A 22540-nucleotide genomic window follows, 5' to 3' on the forward strand; every position below is an offset into this window, starting at 1 on the left:
CCTCTCACGGTGTGGGCTGCCTTCCGTCATCACTGCCGCCAGGACCGGAACTCCCGCAGCTGACGCGGAGTCGTCTCGGCCTCGATGCCCGGGCCGTCCGGGGCTCCGCCGCCGAGCGCCGCGATCAGGCGCCGGGCCGGAAGGTTGCGAGGGGTGGGCTCCGCTGTCAGCCGCACGGTGGCGCGGCCGAGGGTCTCGGCCCGGTCGGCCAGCCACTGGAGCAGCCGCTCCTCCACGCCGCGTCCGAGCACGCGGCAACTGAGCAGCCAGGCCAGGACGTCCAGGCGGGAGGCGTCCTGACGCAGCGCCAGCAGGCCGATCTGGCCGTAGTCGCCGAACCGGTCGCGGGCCGCGACGGTCCATACCTCGCCGTCCTCCCGCCACCGCTGAAGGTCGCCGCCGTCGGCCGACCGCTCGCGAAGCGTGAACTGGTTGGTACGCCGGATGAGCTGGGCCGCCCGCTGAGCGTCCGGCTCGGCCAGCGGACGGATGTCGAGCTCCAGCTCCAGCTGTTCGAGGAACTCCTCGAACCCGGCCTGTTCCCGGGCCGCGTCGCGGGCCCGCTCCTGGCGGTAGAACTCCGCGCGCAGCCCGTCCTCGGCCGTGGCCGCAGCGGGTATCAGGGGCCACAACCGAGCCAGGAACGGTTCGAGTTCACCGGCCGCCGGGCAGGTCACGGAGAGCACTTCGGGCAGCGCGGACCGCATGGCGGCGATCTCCGCCGGGTTGTCGTCGAGGAAGAGGAAGCTGTCCGGTCCCAGGTTCATGGTCCGGGCGGCCGCCTCCAGTCGGTCGGGTTTGCGGCCCCATCCGGCGTCGAGCACGCTGAAGTGTTCCGCCCGCAGCACGCTGTCGGGCCGCTCCAGGACGGCCCGTACGGTGGCTTCGTCGTTGTTGCTGATCAGGACCAGCAAGGTCCCGGCGGCGCGCCACCGCAGCAGTCTCCGGGCCAGGAGCGCCCGGGCTCCGCCGAGGTCCACGCCCTCCGGTCCGCTCTCCCCCGCCACCCCGCTCCACAACGTCTCGTCGCCGTCCACCGCGATCACCTTCGGCGGTGTACGGCGGACCGTCGCGGCGGTCTCGGCGAGTGTGAGGGCGACGGCCGCCTGGAACTCGGGGGTGAACGGCAGGTGGGCCAGCGTGTCGGTCCGCTCGTCGAACCGCTCCTCGACGGCATGGTGGCGGGTCCAGTCCTCGGGGCGCAGGACCGCGATCCCGGGCAGGTCCGACAGCACGGCGGCGACGTCCCGCTCCCACCGCTCGTACCGGACCTCCTGCCGTCCGGACGGCAGGAACCCGACGATCAGAGGCAGCCGCGTCCGCTCCGCGAGGGCTCGCAGGGCGTCCGGATAGGCCGTGCGGAGTTCGTCGAGCAGTTCGTCGTTCACCGGACCGAACCGTTCCAGGTCGACCGCCCGCACCAGGACGGTCCCGATCTCCGCCGAGGGATCGGCGAACACCCCGGACGGGTCCTTGAGGCTCGCCAGCACCTGGTGGTAAGGCGCCTCGACGACCTGGGGCGGGGTGCTCGGCGTCCCGTCGGCCGGGTCTGCGGCCCAGGCCGCCGCGCAGAGGAGGGGGAGGTCCCCCAGGGCGAAGGTCGCCGCGACGGCGAGCGTACGGGGCCGGGCGGGCAGTGGGGCGGTCGCGGTCACACTCGTACCCGCCGCCGGGTGCTCCGGCCGGACCGGGGCGGCCGGGTCGTCGGCCGCCTCCTCCAGGAGCTGGAGGAAGTCGGCGGCGAGCGCGGCGCAGGCCGCCTCGTCGATGATGTCGAGGTTGTGGTCGAAGCGGAGCTGACCGGCGTCCGGCGTCATGATGATCATGAGGTCGAGGTCGGAGTGCCCCGTCCCGACCGGCAGGATCTCCAGGGCGTCGAGTTTCGCAGAGGACCGGATGTAGTTGAAGTAGACCTCGACCATCGGAGCGTTCTCCCGGTGCAGCCCCTGCTCGGCGAGCACGGCCAGGGTGTCGGAGAACATGGCGCCCTTCGCCAGCACCCGGTCGAGCCGGCTGTCGGTGCGGCGCAGCACCTCCTCGATCCGCTCCCCCGCCGCGGCCTGCGCCGGGAAGGGCACGGGCACCCCGAAGAAGCCGACGGCATCGGGGGCGTCGACATGGATGCGGGTGTCCACGGGGACGGCCAGCACGAACCGGTCGCGCTGCTGCCTGCGGGCGAGCAGGACCGTCAGTACGCCCAGGGAGAAGGCGGCCGAGGTGATCCCGAGCTGTCGCGCCCGTGACGACACACGCGGCATGAGCCCGTCGGGTATCGCCAGGGTGAGGCTGCCCGCCCGGAACGACCGCACGGCCGGGCGGGGGTGTGTGAGCGTGAGGTCGAGACGGCGGCTTCCGGCGAACTCCTCCCGCCGGGCCGCCGCGTCCAGCGGCGCTGCCGAGGTGCGCGACGGGGGCGGGGGCGGGGACGTCGGCTGCGCCTCCAGCAGCAGGTCGATGTCACGGTTGGAGACCCCCTCCCCGAGGGGTGTACCGGACAGCTCGGCGTCGATCTCGGCGGCGACGATCAGGAGCGACTGAAGGTCGCTGACCGCGTGATGCGCGCCGAGGAGCAGGGTCTGTCCCGCCTCGGCGCGGTCGATCAGCTCGAACCGCCACAAGGGTGCGGTCGTGACGTCGAAGGGTGCGCCGAGCAGTTCGCTCAGCCGGTGACCGGTGTCCAGCTCGGCGTCGGGCGCCAGGTTCGACCATCGGAGCGGGGAACGGGCCGGGGCCCTCTCCGTTCTCATCCGCCGGTCGGAGCCGGTGTCGTTGACGATGGCGGTACGCAGTGCGGCGTGCCGCCCCGCGAGGCGGGTGAGGATGTCCGTGAGCCGGGCGCGGGTGGTCGGCTCGGTGAGCCGGAACGCGAGGCCGATCGTGTGCGCGGCGCTCGGGGTGCCGTGCTGGGCCGCGCGCAGGAGCCGGACGACGTCGCGGGTGGCGGACCTCAGCTCGACGTCGGGCGTGTGCGGGCCGGTCTCCGGGTCTGTGGCCGACGCCGGGCGTCCGAGGCCGATGTCCGGCGTGGGGTGTCCACGGCCGGTGTCCGGCGTGGGGCGGCTCCCGGAGGTGTTGCCGGTGGCGGGCTCCGCGGCGGTGTTCCGCGCGGACAGCGCGGTGTGCAGTTCGTCGGCGAGCCCGCGGATGTCGGCCGCCGAGAACACGGCGGACGCGGACAGTTCCACACCGAGGTCACGGCCGAGGGTGTTGCGCAGGCGGACGATCATCAGGGAGTCGAGCCCGAGCTCCTTCAGGCCCTCGGTCGCGGCGACCTCGTCGGCGCCGCGCCCGGTCAACTCGGCCACCGATGACCGTACATGGGACTCCAGGAGGCCGGTCCGCTCCGCGTCCGTCCGGGCTGCCAGCACCTCGCCGAGCACTCCTGCGGCGGCCTCGGCGGCCACGGGTGCGGCGACGAGGCCGTGCAGGAGGGGGCGGGTCCGCACCGCGTCCGGGTCGCGGACGAGGGCATCCCGGTCCAGGACGAGGGGCACGAGCTGGCGGCGAGCGGTGGACAGCACCCGGTCGAACATCTCGCCGCCCTGCTGCGGGGAGAACGGGACGAGGCCCGAACCGCTGGTCGCGGCGGTGCGCTTCGCCGATCCGGCGACCATGCCGATGTCGGCCCAGGTCCCCCAGTCGAGGCTGAGGGCGGGCCGGCGGACGAGGGAGAGGTGGTGCGCCCAGGCGTCCATGAAGGCGTTGGCCGCGGAGTAGGGGCCCTGTCCGGCCGAGCCGAGCAGCCCGGCGGCCGAGGAGAACAGGACCAGGGTCTCCGCCTCGGGTACCAGCTCCGTGAGCAGGGCGGTGCCGAGCACCTTGGGGGCCATCACGCGCCGGATGCGTTCCGGGGTCAGGTGGTGCAGGGTGGCGTCGTCGAGCACGCCCGCGGTGTGGATGACCCCGGTCACGGGGCCGCAGTCCGCGCGGAGGGCGTCGAGGGCGGCCCGCAGTCCGTCGCGGTCGGCGACGTCGGCCCGTACGAGCCGGACGGCGGTTCCGCGCCGGCGCAGGCTCTCGATCCAGCGTGCCGCGGCCGCGTCGGGTGCGCTGCGGCTCAGCAGGGCGAGCTGCCCTGCCCCTTGGCCCGCCAGGCGGTCGGCGACGACCCGGCCGAGACCGCCGAGACCGCCGGTGATCAGATACGTTCCGTCGCGGTGGACCGTTCCGGTCCCGGCCTGGTCAGGTCCGGTGTGCACGAGGCGCGGTACGAGACGGCCGTTGTCCCGCAGGGCCACGAGGTGTTCGTCGTCCGGGTGCCGCAGCTGGGTCCACAGCGCGTCCTCGCCTCCGTGGGACGGGAGGTCGACGAGGGTGGTGTTCAGTTCCGGGTGCTCCTGGGCGACGGCGGTGCCGAAGCCCCAGCCGATGGCCTGCTGGGGGTGCGTCACCTCCGTGCTTCCACCGGCTGCCTGGCTGCCCCTGGTGATCAGGAACAGCCGTGGGGACGGGTGGTACGCGCGTCCGGAGAGCGCCCGCACCAGGTTCAGGGTGCTGACGGAGCAGAGCAGGGCGGCGTCCGCGGCCGTCCCGGCCGATTCGACGGCCGGGGCGTCCAGGGCGAAGAGATGGACCACCCGCGCGGGCGGTCCCTCGGCGAACGCCTCGTCGAGGAGCCGCAGGAAGTGCTGCGGGTCTCCCGGGTCGACGGTGTACCGTGCCGGTGCTTCGACGGTGTAGGCGCCGCCTTTTCGGGCGATCACGTGCGGGGTGGCGCCGAGGCGGCGGGAAAGGCCGTCGGCCACGCCCGTGTCGTCGGCCAGGATCAGCCAGCTGCCCGGGACGGGCTGTTCGTGCGCGGACTGGTCCTGTGCGGGCTGGTGCTGTGCGGACTGCGTCTGTGCCGGCTGTCCGCGTGCCGGCTGCTTCTGTGACGGCTGTTCCTGTGCGGCGGGGCGGGGCTGCCAGCGCACCTCGAAGAGCGCTCCGTCCAGGGTGGACAGCGCGGCCAGCTCGACCCCCTCGATCTCCAGGAGCAGTTGTTCGTTCTCGTCGAGAAGCCGGACGTCCAAGGTGACGGCGTCGTCGTCCACGGCGCGCAGTCGGCAGGCCGACCAGACGGGCGCGGTACGCAGGCCGGTGACGCGCAGCCGCCCGGCCCTGCGCGGCACGAAGGCCCTGCCCTTGAGGGCGTCCCCCACCAGCGCCGCGGTGTGCAGGGCCGCGTCGATGAGGACCGGGTGCACCAGATGCCCAGCGCGGGGTGTCCGCGCCAGCCTGCCCAGCGCCCCCGACGGCCCAGCCCAGCCGCCCTCCAGCATGCGGAAGGCCGGGCCGTAGTCGATGCCGAGCGCCGCGAGGGCCGTATAGGCGTCGGTCACGTCCGCCTCTCGGGCGCACTCCTCCCGTAGTCCGGCCGGGGGCATGGCCGGGTCGTGCCCGGGTTCGCCGGTGGCGGGGACGACGCGGCCGCCGACGTGCCGGACCCAGGGTGCTCGCCGGTCGCCGGCCGGTCGCGAGGCGATGCCGAAGGGCCGGACACCGTGTTCGTCAGCGGGTTGCAGGACCAGCTGGAGCTGTACGGGGACGTCGTCCGTCAGCTGGAGCGGCCGCTCGAACGCCACGTCGTGCAGGTGGACGTCCGACGCGGCCTGGAGCACGGACACCGCTTCGAGCGCCATCTCCAGAAAGGCTGCCGCGGGCAGCCAGACGGCCCCGGCGACCCGGTGGTCCGACAGATAGGACGAACGCCGGTCACGCAGGTCGATACGGGTGTCGAACAGGTGCCGGTCCGGTACGTCGCTGGACTCGACGTGGACGTCGACGAGAGGTGTCCCGTGGTGTCCGTGGGGCCCGGTGGGCGCGGTGTCGGTCCAGTGGCGCCGTTCGGACCATGCGTAGGTCGGCAGGTCCGCCCAGGGTCCGTCGGGCACGAGGCGCGGCCAGCTGATCCCGCCGCCGGCGGTGTGCAGTTCGGCGGCGGCCCGGTCCAGGCAGCCGGGTCCGTCCTCGCCGCGCTTCAGGGATCCGACGGCGATCAGGTCGTGGCCGGTCTCCTCGGCGACGGCCCGGGTGGCGGTGATGAGAGCCGGGTGCGGGCTGAGTTCGACGAAGTGGCGGTAGCCGTCGGCCGCCATGCGCTCGACGGTGGCGGCGTAGCGGACGGGTTCGCGCAGATTGCGGTACCAGTACGCGGCGTCCAGCGGCTCGCCCGAGACGCGTTCGGCCAGGACGGTGGAGTACCAGGCGACGTCCGTGGGACGGGTCTCGATGCCTTCCAGGTCGTCCAGGAGGGACATGCGTACAGGGGTGACCTGGGCGCTGTGCGAGGCGTAGTCGATCTTCACCTTTCGGGCGAAGATCCGTTCGCTCTCCAGCTCGGCGAGCAGTGCCTCCAGGTCCTCCGCATCGCCGGACACCACGGTCGAGGTGGAGCTGTTCACCGCGGCGATTGACAGGCGGCCGCCCCACGCGTCGAGACGGGCCTCGACGTCCGCCCGGGACAGCGCCACCACGGCCGTCCCGCCCCGCCCGGCGATCGTCGTGAGGGCCTGGGCGCGCGTCGCGATCACCGCGGCCGCGTCGTTGAGGCTGAGCGCCCCGGCGACGCAGGCCGCGGCGGCCTCGCCCTGGCTGTGGCCGACCACGGCGTCCGGTCGCACCCCGCGGGCCCGCCACACCGCCGCGAGCGCCACCATGACGGCGAACAGCGCGGGTTGCACGACATCGACGCGGTCCAGGGGCGGCGCGCCCGCGTCGCCGCGGAGCACCGCCAGGACGGACCAGCCGGTGTGCGGGCGCAGGGCTGCGTCACAGCGGTCGATCTCGTCGGCGAACAGCGGGGACGCCGCCAGCAGATCGCGCGCCATGCCCGCCCACTGCGTCCCCTGGCCGGGGAAGACGAAGGCCACCTTGCCCTCGGTACGCGCCTGCCGGGGCCCCACGACCAGCTCCGGTGACGCCTGCCCGGCGGCCAGCGCGCGCAGTCCGGTCAGCAACTCCTCGCGATCCCGCGCCACGAGCACCGCACGCTGCTCGAAGTGGGTACGGCGGTGGGCCAGGGTGCGGGCGACGTCGGGCAACGGCAGTGCTGGGTCGGCGGACAGCACGCCGAGGAGCCGGTCCGCCTGCCCGTACAGCGCGGGCAGGGTGCGGGCCGACAGCGGGAAGAAGGTGATGGGGCGCTCCGGGGCAGGGGGGTGTCCGGCGGCCGGGGCGGGCGGTGGGCCGGAAGCCGGTACGGGCGCTTGACCCGTGGCCGAGGCGTCCACGCGACCGGTGGCCGTGCCGTGCGGTTCTTCGGCAGCCGGTACGGGCGGTTGTCCGGACGCCGGGGCGTGCGGCCGTTCGGGGTCCGAAGCAGCCGGTCGCTCCCGGGCCGTAGCCGCTGCTCGCCCGGAAGCCGCGTCGTCCGCTCCCCCGAGAACCGCGTCGTCCCTTCGCCCGGAAGCCGCGTCCTCCGGCCTCCCGGAAGCCGGTTCGGCCAGCCGTTGCTCCGGGGCCTCTTCCAGGACCACGTGGACGTTGGTGCCGCTGATTCCGTAGGCGCTCACCCCCGCCCGGCGGGGCCGGGGGCCGCGTGGCCAGGGGTGTGGGCGGGTGCACAGTTCCAGGCCGCCGCCCTCCCAGTCGATCTGCCCGGTCGGGGTCTCGGCGTTCAGGGAGGCCGGGATCCGCTCGTGCTGCAATGACAGCACCGTCTTGATGACGCCCGCGATGCCCGCCGCGGCCTGTGTGTGGCCGATGTTGGACTTCAGCGACCCCACGGCGAGCGGCCGGTCGGCGGGGCGGCCTGGGCCGAAGACCCGGGCCAGGGCCGTGCCCTCGATGGGGTCGCCCAGTGGCGTGCCGGTGCCGTGCGCCTCGACGTAGTCCACCTCTTCGGGACGCAGGCCCGCGGCCTTCAGGGCGGCCCGGACGACGCGCTCCTGGGCGGGGCCGCTGGGGGCGCTGAGCCCCTGGCTGCGGCCGTCCTGGTTGGCGGCGGAGCCCTTGACGACCGCGAGCACCCGGTCGCCGTCACGGAGGGCCTCGCTCAGCCGCTTCAGCAGGACCAGGCCGCTGCCCTCGCCCCAGACCACGCCGTCGGCGTCCTGGGCGAAGGGGCGGCACCGGCCGGACGCCGACAGTCCGCGCAGTCTGCTGAACTCGACGTGGCCGCGCGGACTGACCATCAGTGTCGCGCCCCCGGCCAGAGCCAGGTCGCAGGTGCCGTCGAGCAGTGCCTGTGCGGCCAGGTGCAGTGCGACGAGCGAGGAGGAGCAGGCGGTGTCGACGGTGATGGCGGGGCCCTGGAGGCCGAGGTGGTAGGCGATGCGGCCGGAGGCCACGCTGGAAACCGTGCCGGTGCCGACGTACCCGTCCAGTTGCTCCATCCCGGCCGCGCCCAGATAGCCGCTCTGGTAGAGGCCGATGTAGACGCCGGTGGCACTGCCGTTCAGTGACGCGGGCAGGATCCCCGCCCGTTCGACCGTCTCCCAGGCGGTCTGCAGCAGCAGACGCTGCTGGGGGTCCATCGCGGCCGCCTCCTCGGGCGGGATGCCGAAGAACTCCGCGTCGAAGCCGTCGATGCTGTTCAGGTATCCGCCGCGCAGCGAGTACGCCTTGCCCGGGGCGTCCGGGTCGGGGTCCAGGAGTGCCTCGGTGTCCCAGCGGTCGCCGGGGGCGTCGGAGACGAGGTCCGCGCCGGCGGCCAGCCGCCGCCACAGAGCCTGCGGGTCGTCGGCCCCGGGGAAGCGGCAGGCCATCGAGAGGACCGCCACCGCGTCGGTGTCCGGCGGCGCCCCCGTGTCCCGCTCCGGTGAGCCGGACACCGGCGATGCCCCCGCTTCCCGCTCGCGTGAGCCGGACGTCGTCGTGGCGGAGGGGCTGCGCGGGGCCGAGCCCGTGGCTGCCGACGGAGGCGGCAGGGCCGGGGCGTCGATGCTCGCGGCCGCCCGGGCGATCGAGGCCACGGTGGGGTGGTCGTAGACGAGCGTCGGGCTCAGGGGCCGGCCGAGTTCCTCGGAGAGGCGTACGCCCAGTGCCACCAGTTCCCGTGATCCGAGGCCGAAGTCGGCCATCGGCCGGTCCCGTTCGACCTGTGTCTCTCCGAGACCGGCCGCAGCCGCGACGGCCCGGGTCAGCCAGGCCTCGATCCTTTCGGACGTGGCGGTGCGGGGCGGTGCGGGCGGGGTCTCGATCAGCTTCTTCGCGGGCATGAGGGCAACCGTCTCCGCAGGCTGGGGTCTGGGGATTCTTCTTCGCGCCCGGTCGGCGGGCCGTGCGCCGCCGGTCCGTTCGGGACCGCCGTGGGCGGGGGCCGGGCATCGCGCGGCGGGCGCCGGCGTACGGTCGGGGCGCGACCGGGTCTCCGGGCCGGGCTTCCCGTCAGCTCGTGGCGGCGGGCGGCTGGGCTTCCGCGACCGTCGTGAGCGTCCCGTCGAGATAGGCAGCCCGGCAGGCCTTGCGCTGGATCTTGCCGCTGGAGGTCTTGGGGAGGGTTCCGGGACGGATCAGGACGGCCTGCCGCAGTGACAGCCCGTGGGCCTCTGAGACCGCGCCGCGGATCGCCGCCTCGATCTCGGCGCACTCGGGGCGGGTCGTCGCTGTCGTCTCGGCGACGACGACCGGGTGTTCGCCGTCGGTCCCGCCGTCGACCGAGAACGCGGCGATGCAGCCCGGGCGGATCGCCCGGTGGGCCGTCTCGGCCGACAGTTCCAGGTCCTGGGGGTAGTGGTTGCGTCCGTCGATCACGAGCAGGTCCTTGAGCCGACCGGTGATGTACAGCTCCCCGTCGCGGAGGAAGCCCAGGTCGCCCGTGCGCAGGAAGCCGCCCCGGCCGTCCTTCAGGGAGGCCCGGAACGCCTCGCGGGTCGCCCGTGCGTTGCGCCAGTACCCCTGGGTGACACTCGGCCCGGCGACCCACACCTCCCCGATCGCGCCCTCGGGGCACTCCTGTTGCCCGTCGTCGGCGATGACCACGGTGAGGCCGGCGCCGGGCGGGCCGCAGCTGACCAGCTCGCTGCCCGTCTCCGTTCGCTCTCCGGGCCGCAGGGCCGTCATCGGCTCCAGGCCGACCGGGCCGCCGCTCACCATCAGCGTCGCCTCCGCGAGGCCGTAGCCGGGGTGCAGTGCCTCTCGGCGGAACCCGGCCGGGGCGAAGGTGTCCGCGAACCGCCGCAGCGTCGCCGCCCGTACCGGCTCGGCCGCGTTCAGCGCCACCCGCCACCGGCTCAGATCGAGGCCTTCGAGCAGCCCGGGCGTGGCGTCGCGCAGACAGAGTTCGTACGCGAAGTTGGGCCCGCCGCTGGTGTGCGCCCGGTACCGCGACAGCGCCGTCAGCCAGCGCTCGGGCTTCTGCAGGAAGTGCAACGGGGAGAAGAGGGTGGATGTCCCGCCCAGGAAGAGGTTGTTCAGCACCGGGGCGATGAGTCCGAGGTCGTGGTGGACGGGAAGCCAGCTGACGTAGAGCTCCCCGCCCCACTCCTCGACCGTCTCGGGGGTGTGGCCCATACCCCGGGACAGGACGCGCTGGTTGTCCATCAGGTTCGCGTGGCTCACCATCACTCCGCGCGGGGCGGAGGTGGAGCCCGAGGTGTACTGGAGGAAGGCCAGCGAGTCCGGTGCGATGGCGGGCGGGCGCCAGGAGGCCTCCGCCTCGTCGGGGATGTCCTCCGTGGCGATGCAGAGGGCGGTGTCCAGCTCCGGGAGGTGTTCGGCCATCGCGCCGAGCTCGGCGATCACCTGCTTGCTGCCCAGGATCACCGTGGCGTCCGCGTCGGCGATCAGGCGCCGTACCCGGGCGACGGCCCGTTGGCTCTGCTTGCGGCCCTGGGGCGGCAGCCCGGGTACCGCCACGACGGCGGCGGCCAGACAGCCCAGATAGGCCCCGATGAACTCCAGGCCGGGCGGATGGAGCAGGATCGCCCGGGCTCCGGCGAGGCCCTGCTCCTGCAGATGGCCGCCGATGGCCCGGGAGCGCCGGGCCAGGTGGCCGTAGGTCCATTCCTGGACCTCGCCGTCGCAGTCCCCGTCGGCCAGGAAGCGGAAGGCGACCCTTTCGGGGTGCAGCGACGCCTGCGCGAGCAGTACGTCGACCATCGAGCGAGCCGATTCGGGCATCGGTTGGTCCCTCCCCCATTGCGCGGCGTACCGGCGGTGAACGGAACGGACGGTAACCTTATCGCACGACCGTTCGCACACTTATACTCTCACACACTGAACGCACAGTCGTCTACTTTCTCAGTACACTGAACCTTGCACGGCACCACGAGGGTCCGGCCCAGGAAGGGTAGGCAGACATGGCAGCGACACACACCGACGGGCGGATCGCGCGTGGGAACCAGACGCGTCAACTGATCCTCAAGCGCGCCGTGGACATCGCCTCCGTCGACGGCCTGGAAGGCCTCTCCCTGGGACAGCTCGCGACCGAGCTGAAGCTGAGCAAGAGCGGGGTGTTCGCCCTGTTCGGCTCCAAGGAGGACCTGCAGCTCGCCACGGTCCGGGCCGCCATCAAGGTCTACCTGGAGCATGTCGTCCAGCCGGCCCGCGATCTGCCGCCGGGGATCGGCCACCTGTGGCGGGTGTGCGACGGCTGGCTCGACTACTCCCGGCAGCGGGTGTTCCCGGGCGGCTGCTTCTTCTACTCGGTCTCGGCCGAGTACGACGCCCGGCAGGGCAAGGTCCACGACATCCTCGCGGCGGCACGCACCAACTGGGTCACGTTCCTCGAACAGTCCGTACGGGACGCGCAGGTGGCGGGCGAGATCGACGCGGAGGCCGACGTGCCCCAGCTCGTGTTCGAGCTCACCGCGCTCATGGAGATGGCCAACGCCGAGTCCGTCCTGCACAACGAGTTCAGCAGCTACGACAAGGCGGCCAAGGCCATCCTCAACCGTCTGCGCGGGGTGGCGACCGACCCGTCCCTGGTCCCCGACTCCCCCTGACACGACGACCCTCACGCGGTCGGCGAGGACCCGGGGACGGAGCCCTCGCCGACTGCCGTCGAAGGACGGCGTCACGCCCCGATGGCGTGCACCCCTCCGTCGACATGGACGATCTCGCCCGTCGTACGGGGGAACCAGTCCGAGAGCAGCGCGACGACCGCACGGGCCGCGGGCTCCGGGTCGGACAGGTCCCAGCCGATGGGGGCCCGGGTGTTCCACACCTCGCGGAACGTCTCGAACCCCGGGATGGATTTGGCCGCCATCGTCTTGATCGGCCCGGCGGCCACCAGGTTGCAGCGGATGCCGTGCGGCCCGAGATCCCGGGCGACATAGCGCGAGGTGGATTCGAGGGCGGCCTTGGCCACCCCCATCCAGTCGTACGCGGGCCAGGCGACCTGCGCGTCGAAGTCCAGGCCCACGATCGACCCGCCGCGCTCCTCCATGAGGGGCAGGGCCGCCACGGCCAGGGCCTTCAGGGAGTACGCGGACACCTCCACAGCTGTGGCGACGGAGTCCCACCCGGCCTGGAGGAAGTTGCCCCCGAGCGCGTCCTGCGGGGCGAAGGCGATGGAGTGCACCACCCCGTCGAGCCGGGCGTCCGGCCCGACGCTCTCCCTGATCCGGCCCGCGAGGCTCTCCAGGTGCCCCTTGTCCTGGACGTCGAGTTCGATCAGCGGCGCAGGCCGGGGCAGCCGCCTGGCGATGCGTTCGACCAGACCGAGACGGCCGTACCCGGTGAGCACCACCTCGGCGCCCTGTTCCTGGGCGATCTTGGCGGTGTGGAAGGCGATGGAGGACTCCATCAGCACCCCGGTCACCAGAATCCGCTTACCCGTGAGTATCCCGCTCATCGCGCCGCCACCTCCGTCTTCCGCTCCCGCACACCCTCGCCCGCCGTGATGAAGTCCGCTATCTCCTGGACGACTTGGGGCGCGCCCAGGATGCGCTGGTGCCCCAGTCTGCGCGTGACGACCAGCCGGGCCCGGTCACCGAAGGCCTCGGCGATACGCCTGCCCTGGCCGACGTCGACCATGGTGTCGTCCTCGTCGTGGATGACCAGGAGCGGAACGTTTACGTTCCCGGAGCCGCGGAAGACCGAGAAGCGGGACCACATGTCCGCCTCCCCCGGGTACACCTGCCTCTCCAGGCGGCCCCGCACCTCCGCGTCGAGGTGCGGTTCGAGGTTCAGCCCGACGGTGAACGCGTCCACCAGGTAGGCGAAGTCGGGGACCGCGCTGATCGCCACGACCCGACGGGCGCGCACTCCTTCCTGAAGGGCGACGAAGGTCGCCGTGGCACCGAAGGAGTGCGCCACGATGGCCTCGAACTCGCCGTGCACGCGGTGGAGTTCGGTGATGATGTCGAGGTAGTCCAGCATGGTGGCGGTCTCGCCGGTGGCCTCTCCGTGGCCGGGCGCGTCGAACACCACCGGACTGAAGCCCAGCTCCAGCAGCCGGTCGACGGCCTTCGCGTAGCGCGACGCGCGCGACTCCCAGCCGTGGATGAGGAGCACCGGACGCTCACCGCCGCCCCACCGGTGGACGACCGCCACCTCGCCGTTGACGGTCAGTTCGCTCGTCCGGGCGCGCTCCATGACGCTCCGCTCGTCGGGCCTGGGCCTGCTGCGGCCCTGAGGCCGCCGAAAGAGGTCGAACAACTGCTCACCCCGGTCGCTCAGGGCCACGTCTGCGGCTGCCGTAGCGGGATCCATTCCACACCCTCCAGATCGATCGCGAACGGCCGAGATATTAGCACGATCGTTCGCTCATATTTAGCGATCAACCGCTGGGAACCATAAACATGCACGGACGGTCGTGCTAATGTTTCCCCGGTCAACTCTCCCCTTTGGAGGCCGGTATGACGCCCCCGCACTCCGCTTCTCCCGTCGGTGAAGCGCTCGACACCAGCCCCGGCCCGAACCAGTGGATCAAGGACCACTTGGACGGCCTGATCGATGAGCACCTGCTGCCGGACGCCCCCTCGTCCGTCACCGCCACCCCGTCACCGTCCGAGGAGAAGCTGCTGCCATGACCGATGCGGACACCACACAGCGCCTGGGTATCACCGTCGCCTCCGGAATGCTCAAGGGCGTGTACGGCCACGGCGTGCTGTCGGCCTTCGAGGAGCGGGGACTGCGCGCGCAGGTGTACGGGGCGGCCTCCTCCTCCGGGCTCTCCGGGGGCCTCGCCGCGATCGGCCACGCCCGGCAGACCGGCGTGGACTACTGGATCGGCGCGGCCGGGGGCGTGGCGGAGAAGGGCATGAGCCGCGTCGCGCTCGACAGCATCGAGGAGTACGGCCCCCTGCTGCGCGAGGGGCTCTTCCGCCCCGGGGCGCCGGAGTTCCTGCTGGCCACCAGCAAGGTCACCAACGCGGCGGCAGCCGAGACCACCCAGGGGCCGGGGGCCAAGGCGCTCGGCAAGGAGCTGCTGCGCAACGTCTTCTCCGGGGACCGGAGCTGGGTCCAGGAGAACCTGGCCGCCACCGTGTTCTCCTCGCACGCCGAGGCGGGGGGCGAGGAGCCCCGGCTGACGGCGGAGAACTACGACGCGGTCGCCTACGCCTCGACGCGCATGCTGCACGCCTGGGCCGTGCCGGCCGAGGTCGGCGGAGAGGCCTACGTCGACGCCTCCTACACCTGCTCCTGCCCGGCACGGGAGGTGGCGGCCAAGGGCGTGTCCGTCCTGATCGCGGTCGGCAACGACCCCTTCCCGCTGTTCCGGGACCTCTACGCCTCCGAGGAGGTCGCCGACGGCTCCGTCCTCGACGGGGCGCAGGTCCTGGTGATCAAGCCGGAGGAGGACCTCAAGCACCTGGGCGTCGACTACGCGGCGGCGTCCCCGGAGGGCCTGGTCAAGGCCTACGAGCGCGGTCTCGACGAGGGACACCGCTTCGTCGAGCGGCACGCCGGACTGCTCGGCGCGTTCATCGCGGGCAGCGGCGGCCGGACGAACGGGTCAGGGGAGGCTGGAGCGTGACGCACGTGGTCACCGAGCAGTGCGTCCACTGCAAGTTCGCGGAGTGCATCACCTACTGCCCGGTCGCCTGCTTCCGCGAGGCGGGGACGTTCCTGGTCATCGATCCCGACGAGTGCATCGACTGCGGGAACTGCGTGGAGGCGTGTCCCGCCGACGCGATCTATCCGGAGGAGGAGCTGCCGCCCGAGCTCATGCCCGCCCTGGAGTGGAACTCCCGTCTGTCGGCCGAACTGCCCCTGGCCACCACGCGCGTTGTTCCACTGCCGGACGGCGAGGAGTGGCGGGGGAAGCCCGACAAGTGGGCCTCGCTGCCGGCGGAACAGGCACCGGGTGTCCTCCTTGAGTGAGCACAGCTTCGCCTCTCTGCTGCGCGAGCGGGCGCTCCTGCGGCCCGATGCCGTCGCCTACCGGTTCGTCGCGGACGACGAGTCCGCCGAGGAGATCACCTACGGCGAGCTCGACGAGCGGGCCCGGGCCGTCGCGGCCGCCGTGTCGGCGGCGGACCGGGGGCGGACCGGCCCGGCGCTGCTGCTCTTCGCCCCTGGACTCGACTACCTCGCGGGCCTCTTCGGCTGCTTCTACGCGGGCGTGCCCGCGGTGCCCGCCTTTCCGCCGGACCCGAGCCGGCTGTCCCGTACCCTGCCGCGGCTCGCCGCGATCATCGAGGACGCCGGGGCCGATGTCGTCCTGACGACCTCGGATCTCGCCGCGCTCATGGCGGACTGGCTCGCGACGGCGGTCGACGGCCATGCCCCGCAAGTGATCACGACCGACGCACCGGCCGAGGACGTCGGGCCCGTCCCGGCGGTCCGCCCGGAGGGCCTCGCACTGCTCCAGTACACCTCGGGCTCCACTGCGCTCCCCCGCGGCGTGATGCTCAGTCACACCCGGCTGCTGGCCAACTGCCGGGAGATCGCGCGCGCGTTCGGGATGCACCCGGGCAGCTCGGGCGGGCTGTGGCTGCCTCCGTACCACGACATGGGGCTGATCGGCGGAATCCTCGCTCCGCTGGCCGCCAGGATCCCGGTGACCCTCATGTCGCCGGTGACCTTTCTGCGCCGCCCGACGGCGTGGCTGCGCATGGTCTCCCGGTACGGTGCGACGATCACCGGCGCGCCGAACTTCGCGTACGACCTCTGTGTGCGCCGGGCCACGGACGCCGAGGCGGCCGAGCTGGATCTGTCCGGCGTCGAGGTCGCCTTCACCGGCGCCGAACAGGTACGCGCCGAGACGATGGAGCGCTTCGCCGCGCGTTTCGGGCGGAGCGGCTTCCGGCCGGCCTCGTTCTACCCGTGCTACGGGCTGGCCGAGGCCACCCTGTTCGTCACCGGCGGCAAGCCGCTGGACGGCTGGCGCACGGTGGAGGTGGCCCGGGACGCGCTCGCATCGGCTGCCGCGGCCGTGCCCGCCGAACCCTCGCAGAGCTCCCGTTCGCTGGTGGGCTGCGGGTACCCGGGGCCAGGCACCCGGCTGCTGATCGCGGATCCGGCCACCCGTGAGCCGCTGCCGGACGGCGCGGTCGGCGAGATCTGGGTGGACTCGCCCGGGGTCGCCGACGGCTACTGGCGGCGCCCGGAGGAGAGCGCCAGGACGTTCGGCGCGAGCGCGACGACCGGGGACGGCCCCTATCTGCGCACCGGTGACCTCGGGTTCCTCCGGGACGGCGAGCTGTTCGTGACGGGACGGCTCAAGGACCTGATCGTCGTCAACGGGCGCAACCTCGATCCGGTCGACGTCGAGCGGGTCTGCGAGGCGTCCGTGCCGGGCATCCGCCGCAACTGCGGAGCGGCCTTCGCCGTGGACGGCCCGGACGGGGGAACCGAGCGCCTGGTGGTGGTCTACGAGACCGGCACCGGCGACGAGGAGGGGTACCGGGCGGCCGCCGACGGCATACGGCGGGCCGTCACGCGGGAGTTCGGCATTCCGCCGTACGCCGTCGTCCTGATCGCACCGCGGACGATCCCCAAGACCTCCAGCGGGAAGGTGCAGCGTCGGCTGACCCGCCGTATCTGTCTCACGGGCGGGCTCCAGGAGCTCTTCCGCGACGAGCGGGCGCCGAGTCCCGCCACCGGGCCACACCATCGCATCGACGAAAGAGCAGCACGATGATCTTCAAGGTGAGGGGCGTCCTGCTCCGGTTCACGGACTACGAGAACGAGATCGAGATCGAAGCGACGACGGTCCGGGCAGGGCTGGCCGGGCTGACCGAACGCTACCCCCACCTGGGCGAGGTGCTGCTCGACCGCACGGGCGAGGTGCGCCCGACACATCTGATCGCTCTGAACGGCGAGCGGCTCACCAGGGGCGAGCTGGAGCGCGAGGCGGCCGAGGACGACCGGGTGGACATCGTCACCGCGGTCTCCGGAGGCTAGGGATGGCGCGCAGCTCCGCATACGAGACCGTGCTCGACGCGGGTCTTTTCACCCCGGACCAGTTGCAGCCCACCGCGGTCGGCCGGCTCGCCTTCCAGGCGGGGACCCGCTGGATGCGCGATCACGTGTGCAGCCATCGCACGCTGGTGAGCGAGCACCGGGTGGGGTTCGTGCTGTGGTCCTACCAGCTGGAGTACGTCCAGCCGCTGCGGTTCCCCGACGCGGACGAGGCGCTCGTCGAGGTGACCGCGCGCGTCCGCGGCCCGCGCGCCTCGCAGCTGGAGGTCACGATGACGCTCGAAGGGCCGGCCGGAGTCGCGGTGCGCACCCGGGCCGCCTCCGTGCCGCTGGGGCTCAGCGGCGACGCGGCGCTCTCCGGCTCCCCCGTGCCACTGCCCGCCGCGCTCGTCGCCGCCTTCCGCGACGACGAGATCGAACGCGCTCCGCACCGGTCGCGGGTCCCCGCGCTGCGGGCCGGTTTCGAGCGCGACGGGCAGCGACTCGCCGTGGATGTATCGGAGTTCCGTGTGCACCGCCATCACTGCGAGGTCGCCGATCAGTGGTACTGGGCCGAGACCCTCGGCTTCGCGGCGGGCGCGCGCGAGGAACTCGTGCGCAGGCACGGCAGGGCGGTCCCCGAACTGCGCCGGGCGCAGGCCGGGCCGGTCCGCCGGATCGATGTGACCTGGCTGCGGGCCGGACAGCTGTGGGATCTGATGCGGGTCCGCACGAGCGCCCACCGGACCGGTGAGGGGCTCGCCTTCGTCCATGAACTGGGGCTCGCCGAGGACGAGGGCGGGCCCGGCGGTCCGTACGCCGTGGTGGTGGAGCGAATATGACCGTCCTGGACGACGGACCGCAGGCCGGGCCCGGGACGGCACCGCCCGTGTTCCGCGCGGCGGAGCGGATCGAGCGGGCGCTCGGCTGCCCCTTCGATCCGGGCAGCGGGATGTCCCTGATCGGCGGCGTGCGCGCCGACGAGCTGGAGGCCGAGCCCGTCGCGGCGTACGAGGCCGCTTGGGAGGCCGGGCTGCACCGGCATCTGGTCCCCGTGTCCGAGGGCGGCCTGCTCGCCTCGTTCGAGTCGCTCTCGGCCGTGGTGCGGGCGGTCTCGCGCCGCGATCTGGCGGTGTCCGTGGGTCTTGGGTCGACGCTCCTGGCCGCGACGCCGGTGTGGGTCTGGGGGGACGCCGCTCAGCGGGCGCGGGTGGCCGGGCAGATGCTCGGCCGCGCCTGGGGCACGGCGGGCATCAGCGAGGAGTCGGCGGGCAGCGATCTGCTCGCCACCACCACCCGCGCCGCCCGGGTCGCGGGCGGATATGTGCTCGACGGGGAGAAGTGGCTCGTCGGCAACGGGCGGCGCTCCTCGTTCGCCACCGTCCTGGCCGCGTCCGATCCCTCGTACGGACTGTTCCTGCTCGATTTCGACGCCCTCGGCGGCGACGGGGTGAAGCGGCTCGACAAGGTGCGTACACACGGTCTGCGCGGCCACGATCTGAGCGGCTTCGCCCTCAACGGCTGCCGGGTCGGCGACGAGGCCCGGATCGGGCGGCCGGGGCGTGGCATCGAGATGGTCTCCGGAATGCTCCAGTTCACCCGGACCCTGGTCGGTGCCGGCAGCCTCGGTGCGGCGGACACCGCTCTGCGGATCGCGCTGCGGCACGCCCGCGGGCGCATGCTGTACGGCCGTCCGGCGCTCGCCATGGCGCCGGTGCGTTCCCTGCTCGCCGGTGGATTCGCCGACCTGCTGGTCGCGGAGTGCACCGAGCTGGCCGCCGCACGCGGGCTGGATGTGGCGCGGCAGCGGATGGCGCTGTGGTCCGCGGTGGCCAAGTACGTGGTGCCGGGGCTGTGCGTGGACACGGTGGACGCCTGCGGTCAGGTGCTGAGCGCCCGCGCCCATCTGCGCCAGGGGGTTGCGGGCGGCGCCTTCCAGAAGCTGCTGCGCGATGTCGCGGTCACCCCCGTGTTCGAGGGCACCGAGCTGGTGCAGCTCGACACGGTTCGGGCCCAGTTGGCGGGTGCGGCGCGGCGCCGCGGGGCGCCCGCCGGGCTTCCTCTGTCGCTGCTCTTCGGGTTCGGCGACCCGGCGGGGTCGCCCGCGCCGCGGGAACTGCGCCCGTCGATCACGTTCGGGGGCACCGACGAGGTGGTCGGTCTCCTGGACGGGGCGGTCGAGGAGCTGGCCGGGGACCGGGAGCTCTACGCCCTGGCCCGGCAGCTCCTGACGGTGCGTGACCAGACCCGGCAGGCGTTCTCGCGGCTCGGCGCGGCACGGACGTCCGAGGCGTACGAGACCGCCCGTCGGCACTGCCTGGTGCATGCGGCGGCCTGCGCTCTGCACACGTGGCACCAGCGCCGCGACACGTTCGGCCACCTGGCCGCCGACCGGGCCTGGCTCTCGCTCGTGCTGCGCCGCACCCTGACGCGTCTGGGCGTGCCGACGGAGCCCGACCCCGAGGCGGAGGAGGCGCTGGTGCGCCGGCTCGAAGAGCTCGACGACACCGACCAGGCCTTCTCGCTCGTACCGCTGCGGCTCGCACCGCAGCACCGTGACCCGGCACCCCGGCGGAGCTGAGTACCGCCCCGATCCCACCAGGAGTACGCCATCACCACCGCACACCTCGACCGTCCGGACGCCGCCCCCGAGCCCCTGACCGGCTGGCTTTCCTCCCTCATCGCGGAGCTGCTCGGCCTCGACGGGCAGCTGCCGGCCGATCAGCCGCTCGGCGAGATCGGCATCGACTCGCTCACCGCCGCACAGCTCTCGGTCGAGGTCGAGGAGCGCACCGGCGCGTACGTGGCACTGGAGCGCTTCCTCGGCGACGAGACCCTCGACGATCTGGTCGCGTCGGTGGCCGACGGCGCGACCCCCCGGGCGTCGGCGTGAGGGCCCGGCCCCGTGCGGCCGACGTGATGAACCGGACGGGCGCGTCCGGCCCCGGCCGGGGGCATCCCACGCTCGACGCGGAGGTGGAGCACGTCCGGCGCGAAGCCCGGCACAGGTTCGCCCGCTTCGTCCTCGACTCGGCCAACCCGGGCTCCTACTTCCGCAACCAGGCGCGGCGCCCGCTGGACAGAGAGGTGTTCGAGGAGGCGGGCGGCCTCGGTCTGATGCGGTTCTCGCTGCCCGTCGAGGCCGGGGGCGAGGGGCGGGACAAGCTCGCCTGGGGTGTGGTCGTGGAGGAGATCGCCCGGCTCTCGCGCGATCCCGGCTTCGCGGTGCTGCTCGACATCACCGTCGAGATCACCGAGCTGATCATCTCCAGCGGCACACCGGAGCTGATCGAGCGCTACGTCCCCGACCTGCTGGCGGGCCGCCGCTTCGCGGTGCAGGGCGCCTACGAGAACCGGGACCCGTACGACTTCACGAGCACGGCCCGTCTGGAGGACGGCGGCTGGGTCCTCAACGGTGCCAAGCGCTTCCTCGCCGGGGCGGCCTTCGCCGATCTGTTCGTCCTGTTCGTGCGTGACGAGGCATCCAACGACATGCTCGCCTTCGTGGTCGAGAAGGACGATCCGGGTGTCGCGCCGGTTCCCATGGACACCATGGGCCTGCACACGATGGGCCTGGGCCAGGTGCTCCTGCACGACGTACGGCTGCCGCCGTGGCGGCTCCTGTGGCGCGCCGACGCGTTGAGCGAGCTCAACACGTACGCGCGGATCCGCCGGACGATGAGTGCGTGCGGTGTGCTCGGCGCCCTGGACGCGGTCGTCGACCAGTGTGTGGACGCGCTGGCCGGGCGCAGGCGCGGCGGGCGGCCGGTCCTCGACCACACCAATGTGGAACGTTCGGTCGGTGAGATGCGCATGCTGCTGCAGAACGCCCGGGCGAGCGTCTACCGGGCCCTGGACGGCACCCGTTCGGCGGACCGTGACCCGTACTTCGACGAGCTCGCCACCGTCGCCAAGCACCAGGCCGCCGAGAGCGCTCTGCACGTGGGCCGGTTGGTGATGGGGTTGCAGGGCGGTGAGGCGTACATGGCCACGTTCCCCTGGGAGCGTTTCATGCGCGACATCCTCGGGCTGGTCTCCGGCCAGGGCTCTCAGGAGACGCTTCTCATCCAGCTGGGCCAGCGCTCGATCGTCGGGCGCGAGGGCAGGCAGGTGCGCGAGGACGCCGCCGAGCGTGCCGTCGCCGGGCTCGCGGATTCGTGGTGGGCGCTGCACGCCGTGGCAGCGAGTGGCGGTGCGGACCGGTTCGCGGGCACCGTGGCCGAGGTGGTGTCGGCGGCCGGGCTCGACCCGGTCGGGCGGGCGTCGCGCGAGGAGGCGGCGGCGCTGCTCGGTCGTGCTCACACGCTGTGGGCGGCCGTCCGCGCGGGTGCCGCACCCGACGCGCTGCCGCAGGGTCCGGCGGGTCCGGCGCAGGGGCCCTTCGCACGGCATGCGACGAGGGCATGGGCGCTGCTGGCGTGTGCTGTCGCGGAGCGGACCGGGCTGCTCGCCCGGCTCCTCGCACCCCGCACGGTGAAGGAGGCCGCCGGGGAGCTGCCCGTGGTCCTGGCCGAAGGGCTGCTGGAGGTTCTGGTGGACGCCGGCGTGGTGCGGCGCGACGGCGAGGGCCGCTACGCGGTCGACGAGGGCCTGGAGCGCGTGCTCATCGGCGGTCCGCGGTCCGCCGCGTTCGCCGCGCGGCTGCGGCGGGCGGTGACCGGGGGTGCCCGGCTGCTGTCCCCGGCGGGGGTCATGGGGCGGGATTCGGCGCCCGGTTGCGGCGACGAGGCGGCGGCGCTGGTGGACACGTTGGTCCACTCCCTGCTGGGGCGGCTGGAGGGTTTGCCCGGGGTGCTGGAGCGGCCGGGCGCGGTGGTGGGGTGTGCGGCCGGTGACGGGGGCCTGACCGCGGCCGCACTGTCGCGGCACGTTCCCGGTGTTCCGGTGCTCGGTGTGGAGGAGGCCGACCGGCTCGCTCTCGTCTGGCTCCCGGTCGCCGGACTGCCGGGCGAGGAGCTCCGCCGGGCGATCGCCTCGGCCGCGGCCGCGCTGGTGCCCGGCGGGTGGGTCGTGCTGCCCTGTCCGCTTCCTCCGAAGCGCCCCCTGGGGGCGGCGGTGGTGCGCCTCGGCCTTGCCGTGGCCGGTGGCGCCGTGCTCGCGGACGGCGAGGTCGAGGGGCTGCTGCGGGCGGCGGGGCTGAGCCATGTGCGGACGGCCTGGGAGGACCCGGCCCTCGGTATCCGGCTGGTCGCTGCCCGGCGCCCTTAGGCACCGGGCGCCGGGCCCCGGGGGGGGGGGGGGGGGGGGGGGGGGGGGGGGGGGGGGGGGGGGGGTGGGGAGAGAGGGGGGAGGGGGGGGAGGCTGGGTTTTTGGGACTCCTTGTCAT

General features: G+C 73.3%; 14 protein-coding genes. 10 read left to right on the forward strand and 4 right to left on the reverse strand.

Annotated features, from left to right (window positions below; all coding sequences use genetic code 11):
* Positions 1 to 29: 29 nt before the first annotated feature.
* Positions 30 to 9140: an SDR family NAD(P)-dependent oxidoreductase gene (locus ACZ5WC_RS30385; RefSeq protein WP_468543818.1), complete on the reverse strand. Its 9111-nt coding sequence runs from the start codon at positions 9138 to 9140 to the stop codon at positions 30 to 32.
* A gap of 169 nt (positions 9141 to 9309) precedes the next feature.
* A complete protein-coding gene (locus tag ACZ5WC_RS30390) occupies positions 9310 to 11043 on the reverse strand; it encodes a fatty acyl-AMP ligase (protein WP_468543819.1) in 1734 nt (577 codons plus the stop codon).
* A gap of 179 nt (positions 11044 to 11222) precedes the next feature.
* Between ACZ5WC_RS30390 and ACZ5WC_RS30395 the strand changes: the two genes are divergently transcribed.
* Positions 11223 to 11867 (forward strand): TetR/AcrR family transcriptional regulator, encoded by a 645-nt coding sequence (locus ACZ5WC_RS30395; protein ID WP_468543820.1) that lies wholly within the window; start codon positions 11223 to 11225, stop codon positions 11865 to 11867.
* 71 nt (positions 11868 to 11938) lie between these two features.
* Here the strand turns inward: ACZ5WC_RS30395 and fabI are convergent, their stop codons facing one another.
* Together fabI and ACZ5WC_RS30405 are read right to left on the reverse strand one after the other, a co-directional pair.
* Entirely contained in the window at positions 11939 to 12718 is a 780-nt protein-coding gene (gene fabI, locus ACZ5WC_RS30400; protein WP_468543821.1) for an enoyl-ACP reductase FabI, read from the reverse strand.
* Positions 12715 to 13578: an alpha/beta hydrolase gene (locus ACZ5WC_RS30405; protein ID WP_468543822.1), complete on the reverse strand. Its 864-nt coding sequence runs from the start codon at positions 13576 to 13578 to the stop codon at positions 12715 to 12717. Before ACZ5WC_RS30405 ends, fabI begins: the two co-directional genes overlap by 4 nt.
* Before the next feature lie 146 nt (positions 13579 to 13724).
* On the opposite strand from ACZ5WC_RS30405, the gene ACZ5WC_RS30410 reads away from it, so the two are divergent.
* The 9 genes from ACZ5WC_RS30410 to ACZ5WC_RS30450 all read left to right on the forward strand — a co-directional run bounded on the left by ACZ5WC_RS30410 (position 13725) and on the right by ACZ5WC_RS30450 (position 22422).
* Entirely contained in the window at positions 13725 to 13898 is a 174-nt protein-coding gene (locus tag ACZ5WC_RS30410) for a hypothetical protein (protein WP_468543823.1), read from the forward strand.
* Entirely contained in the window at positions 13895 to 14845 is a 951-nt protein-coding gene (locus tag ACZ5WC_RS30415; protein WP_468543824.1) for a hypothetical protein, read from the forward strand. Before ACZ5WC_RS30410 ends, ACZ5WC_RS30415 begins: the two co-directional genes overlap by 4 nt.
* Positions 14842 to 15192: a 4Fe-4S dicluster domain-containing protein gene (locus ACZ5WC_RS30420; RefSeq protein ID WP_468543825.1), complete on the forward strand. Its 351-nt coding sequence runs from the start codon at positions 14842 to 14844 to the stop codon at positions 15190 to 15192. The genes ACZ5WC_RS30415 and ACZ5WC_RS30420 overlap by 4 nt, the downstream gene beginning before the upstream one ends.
* Entirely contained in the window at positions 15185 to 16954 is a 1770-nt protein-coding gene (locus ACZ5WC_RS30425; RefSeq protein ID WP_468543826.1) for a fatty acyl-AMP ligase, read from the forward strand. Before ACZ5WC_RS30420 ends, ACZ5WC_RS30425 begins: the two co-directional genes overlap by 8 nt.
* Positions 16951 to 17217 (forward strand): MoaD/ThiS family protein, encoded by a 267-nt coding sequence (locus tag ACZ5WC_RS30430; RefSeq protein WP_468543827.1) that lies wholly within the window; start codon positions 16951 to 16953, stop codon positions 17215 to 17217. Before ACZ5WC_RS30425 ends, ACZ5WC_RS30430 begins: the two co-directional genes overlap by 4 nt.
* Before the next feature lie 2 nt (positions 17218 to 17219).
* A complete protein-coding gene (locus ACZ5WC_RS30435; protein ID WP_468543828.1) occupies positions 17220 to 18056 on the forward strand; it encodes an acyl-CoA thioesterase family protein in 837 nt (278 codons plus the stop codon).
* Entirely contained in the window at positions 18053 to 19795 is a 1743-nt protein-coding gene (locus ACZ5WC_RS30440) for an acyl-CoA dehydrogenase family protein (RefSeq protein WP_468543829.1), read from the forward strand. The genes ACZ5WC_RS30435 and ACZ5WC_RS30440 overlap by 4 nt, the downstream gene beginning before the upstream one ends.
* Positions 19796 to 19870: 75 nt before the next feature.
* On the forward strand, positions 19871 to 20107 hold the full coding sequence (locus ACZ5WC_RS30445; RefSeq protein WP_468543898.1) for an acyl carrier protein: 237 nt from the start codon (positions 19871 to 19873) through the stop codon (positions 20105 to 20107).
* The gene (locus ACZ5WC_RS30450; RefSeq protein ID WP_468543830.1) at positions 20104 to 22422 is read left to right on the forward strand and encodes an acyl-CoA dehydrogenase family protein; all 2319 of its coding nucleotides are present in this window, start codon (positions 20104 to 20106) and stop codon (positions 22420 to 22422) included. Before ACZ5WC_RS30445 ends, ACZ5WC_RS30450 begins: the two co-directional genes overlap by 4 nt.
* Positions 22423 to 22540: the final 118 nt, after the last annotated feature.

The organism is Streptomyces sp. NPDC033165 (genome assembly GCF_055577965.1).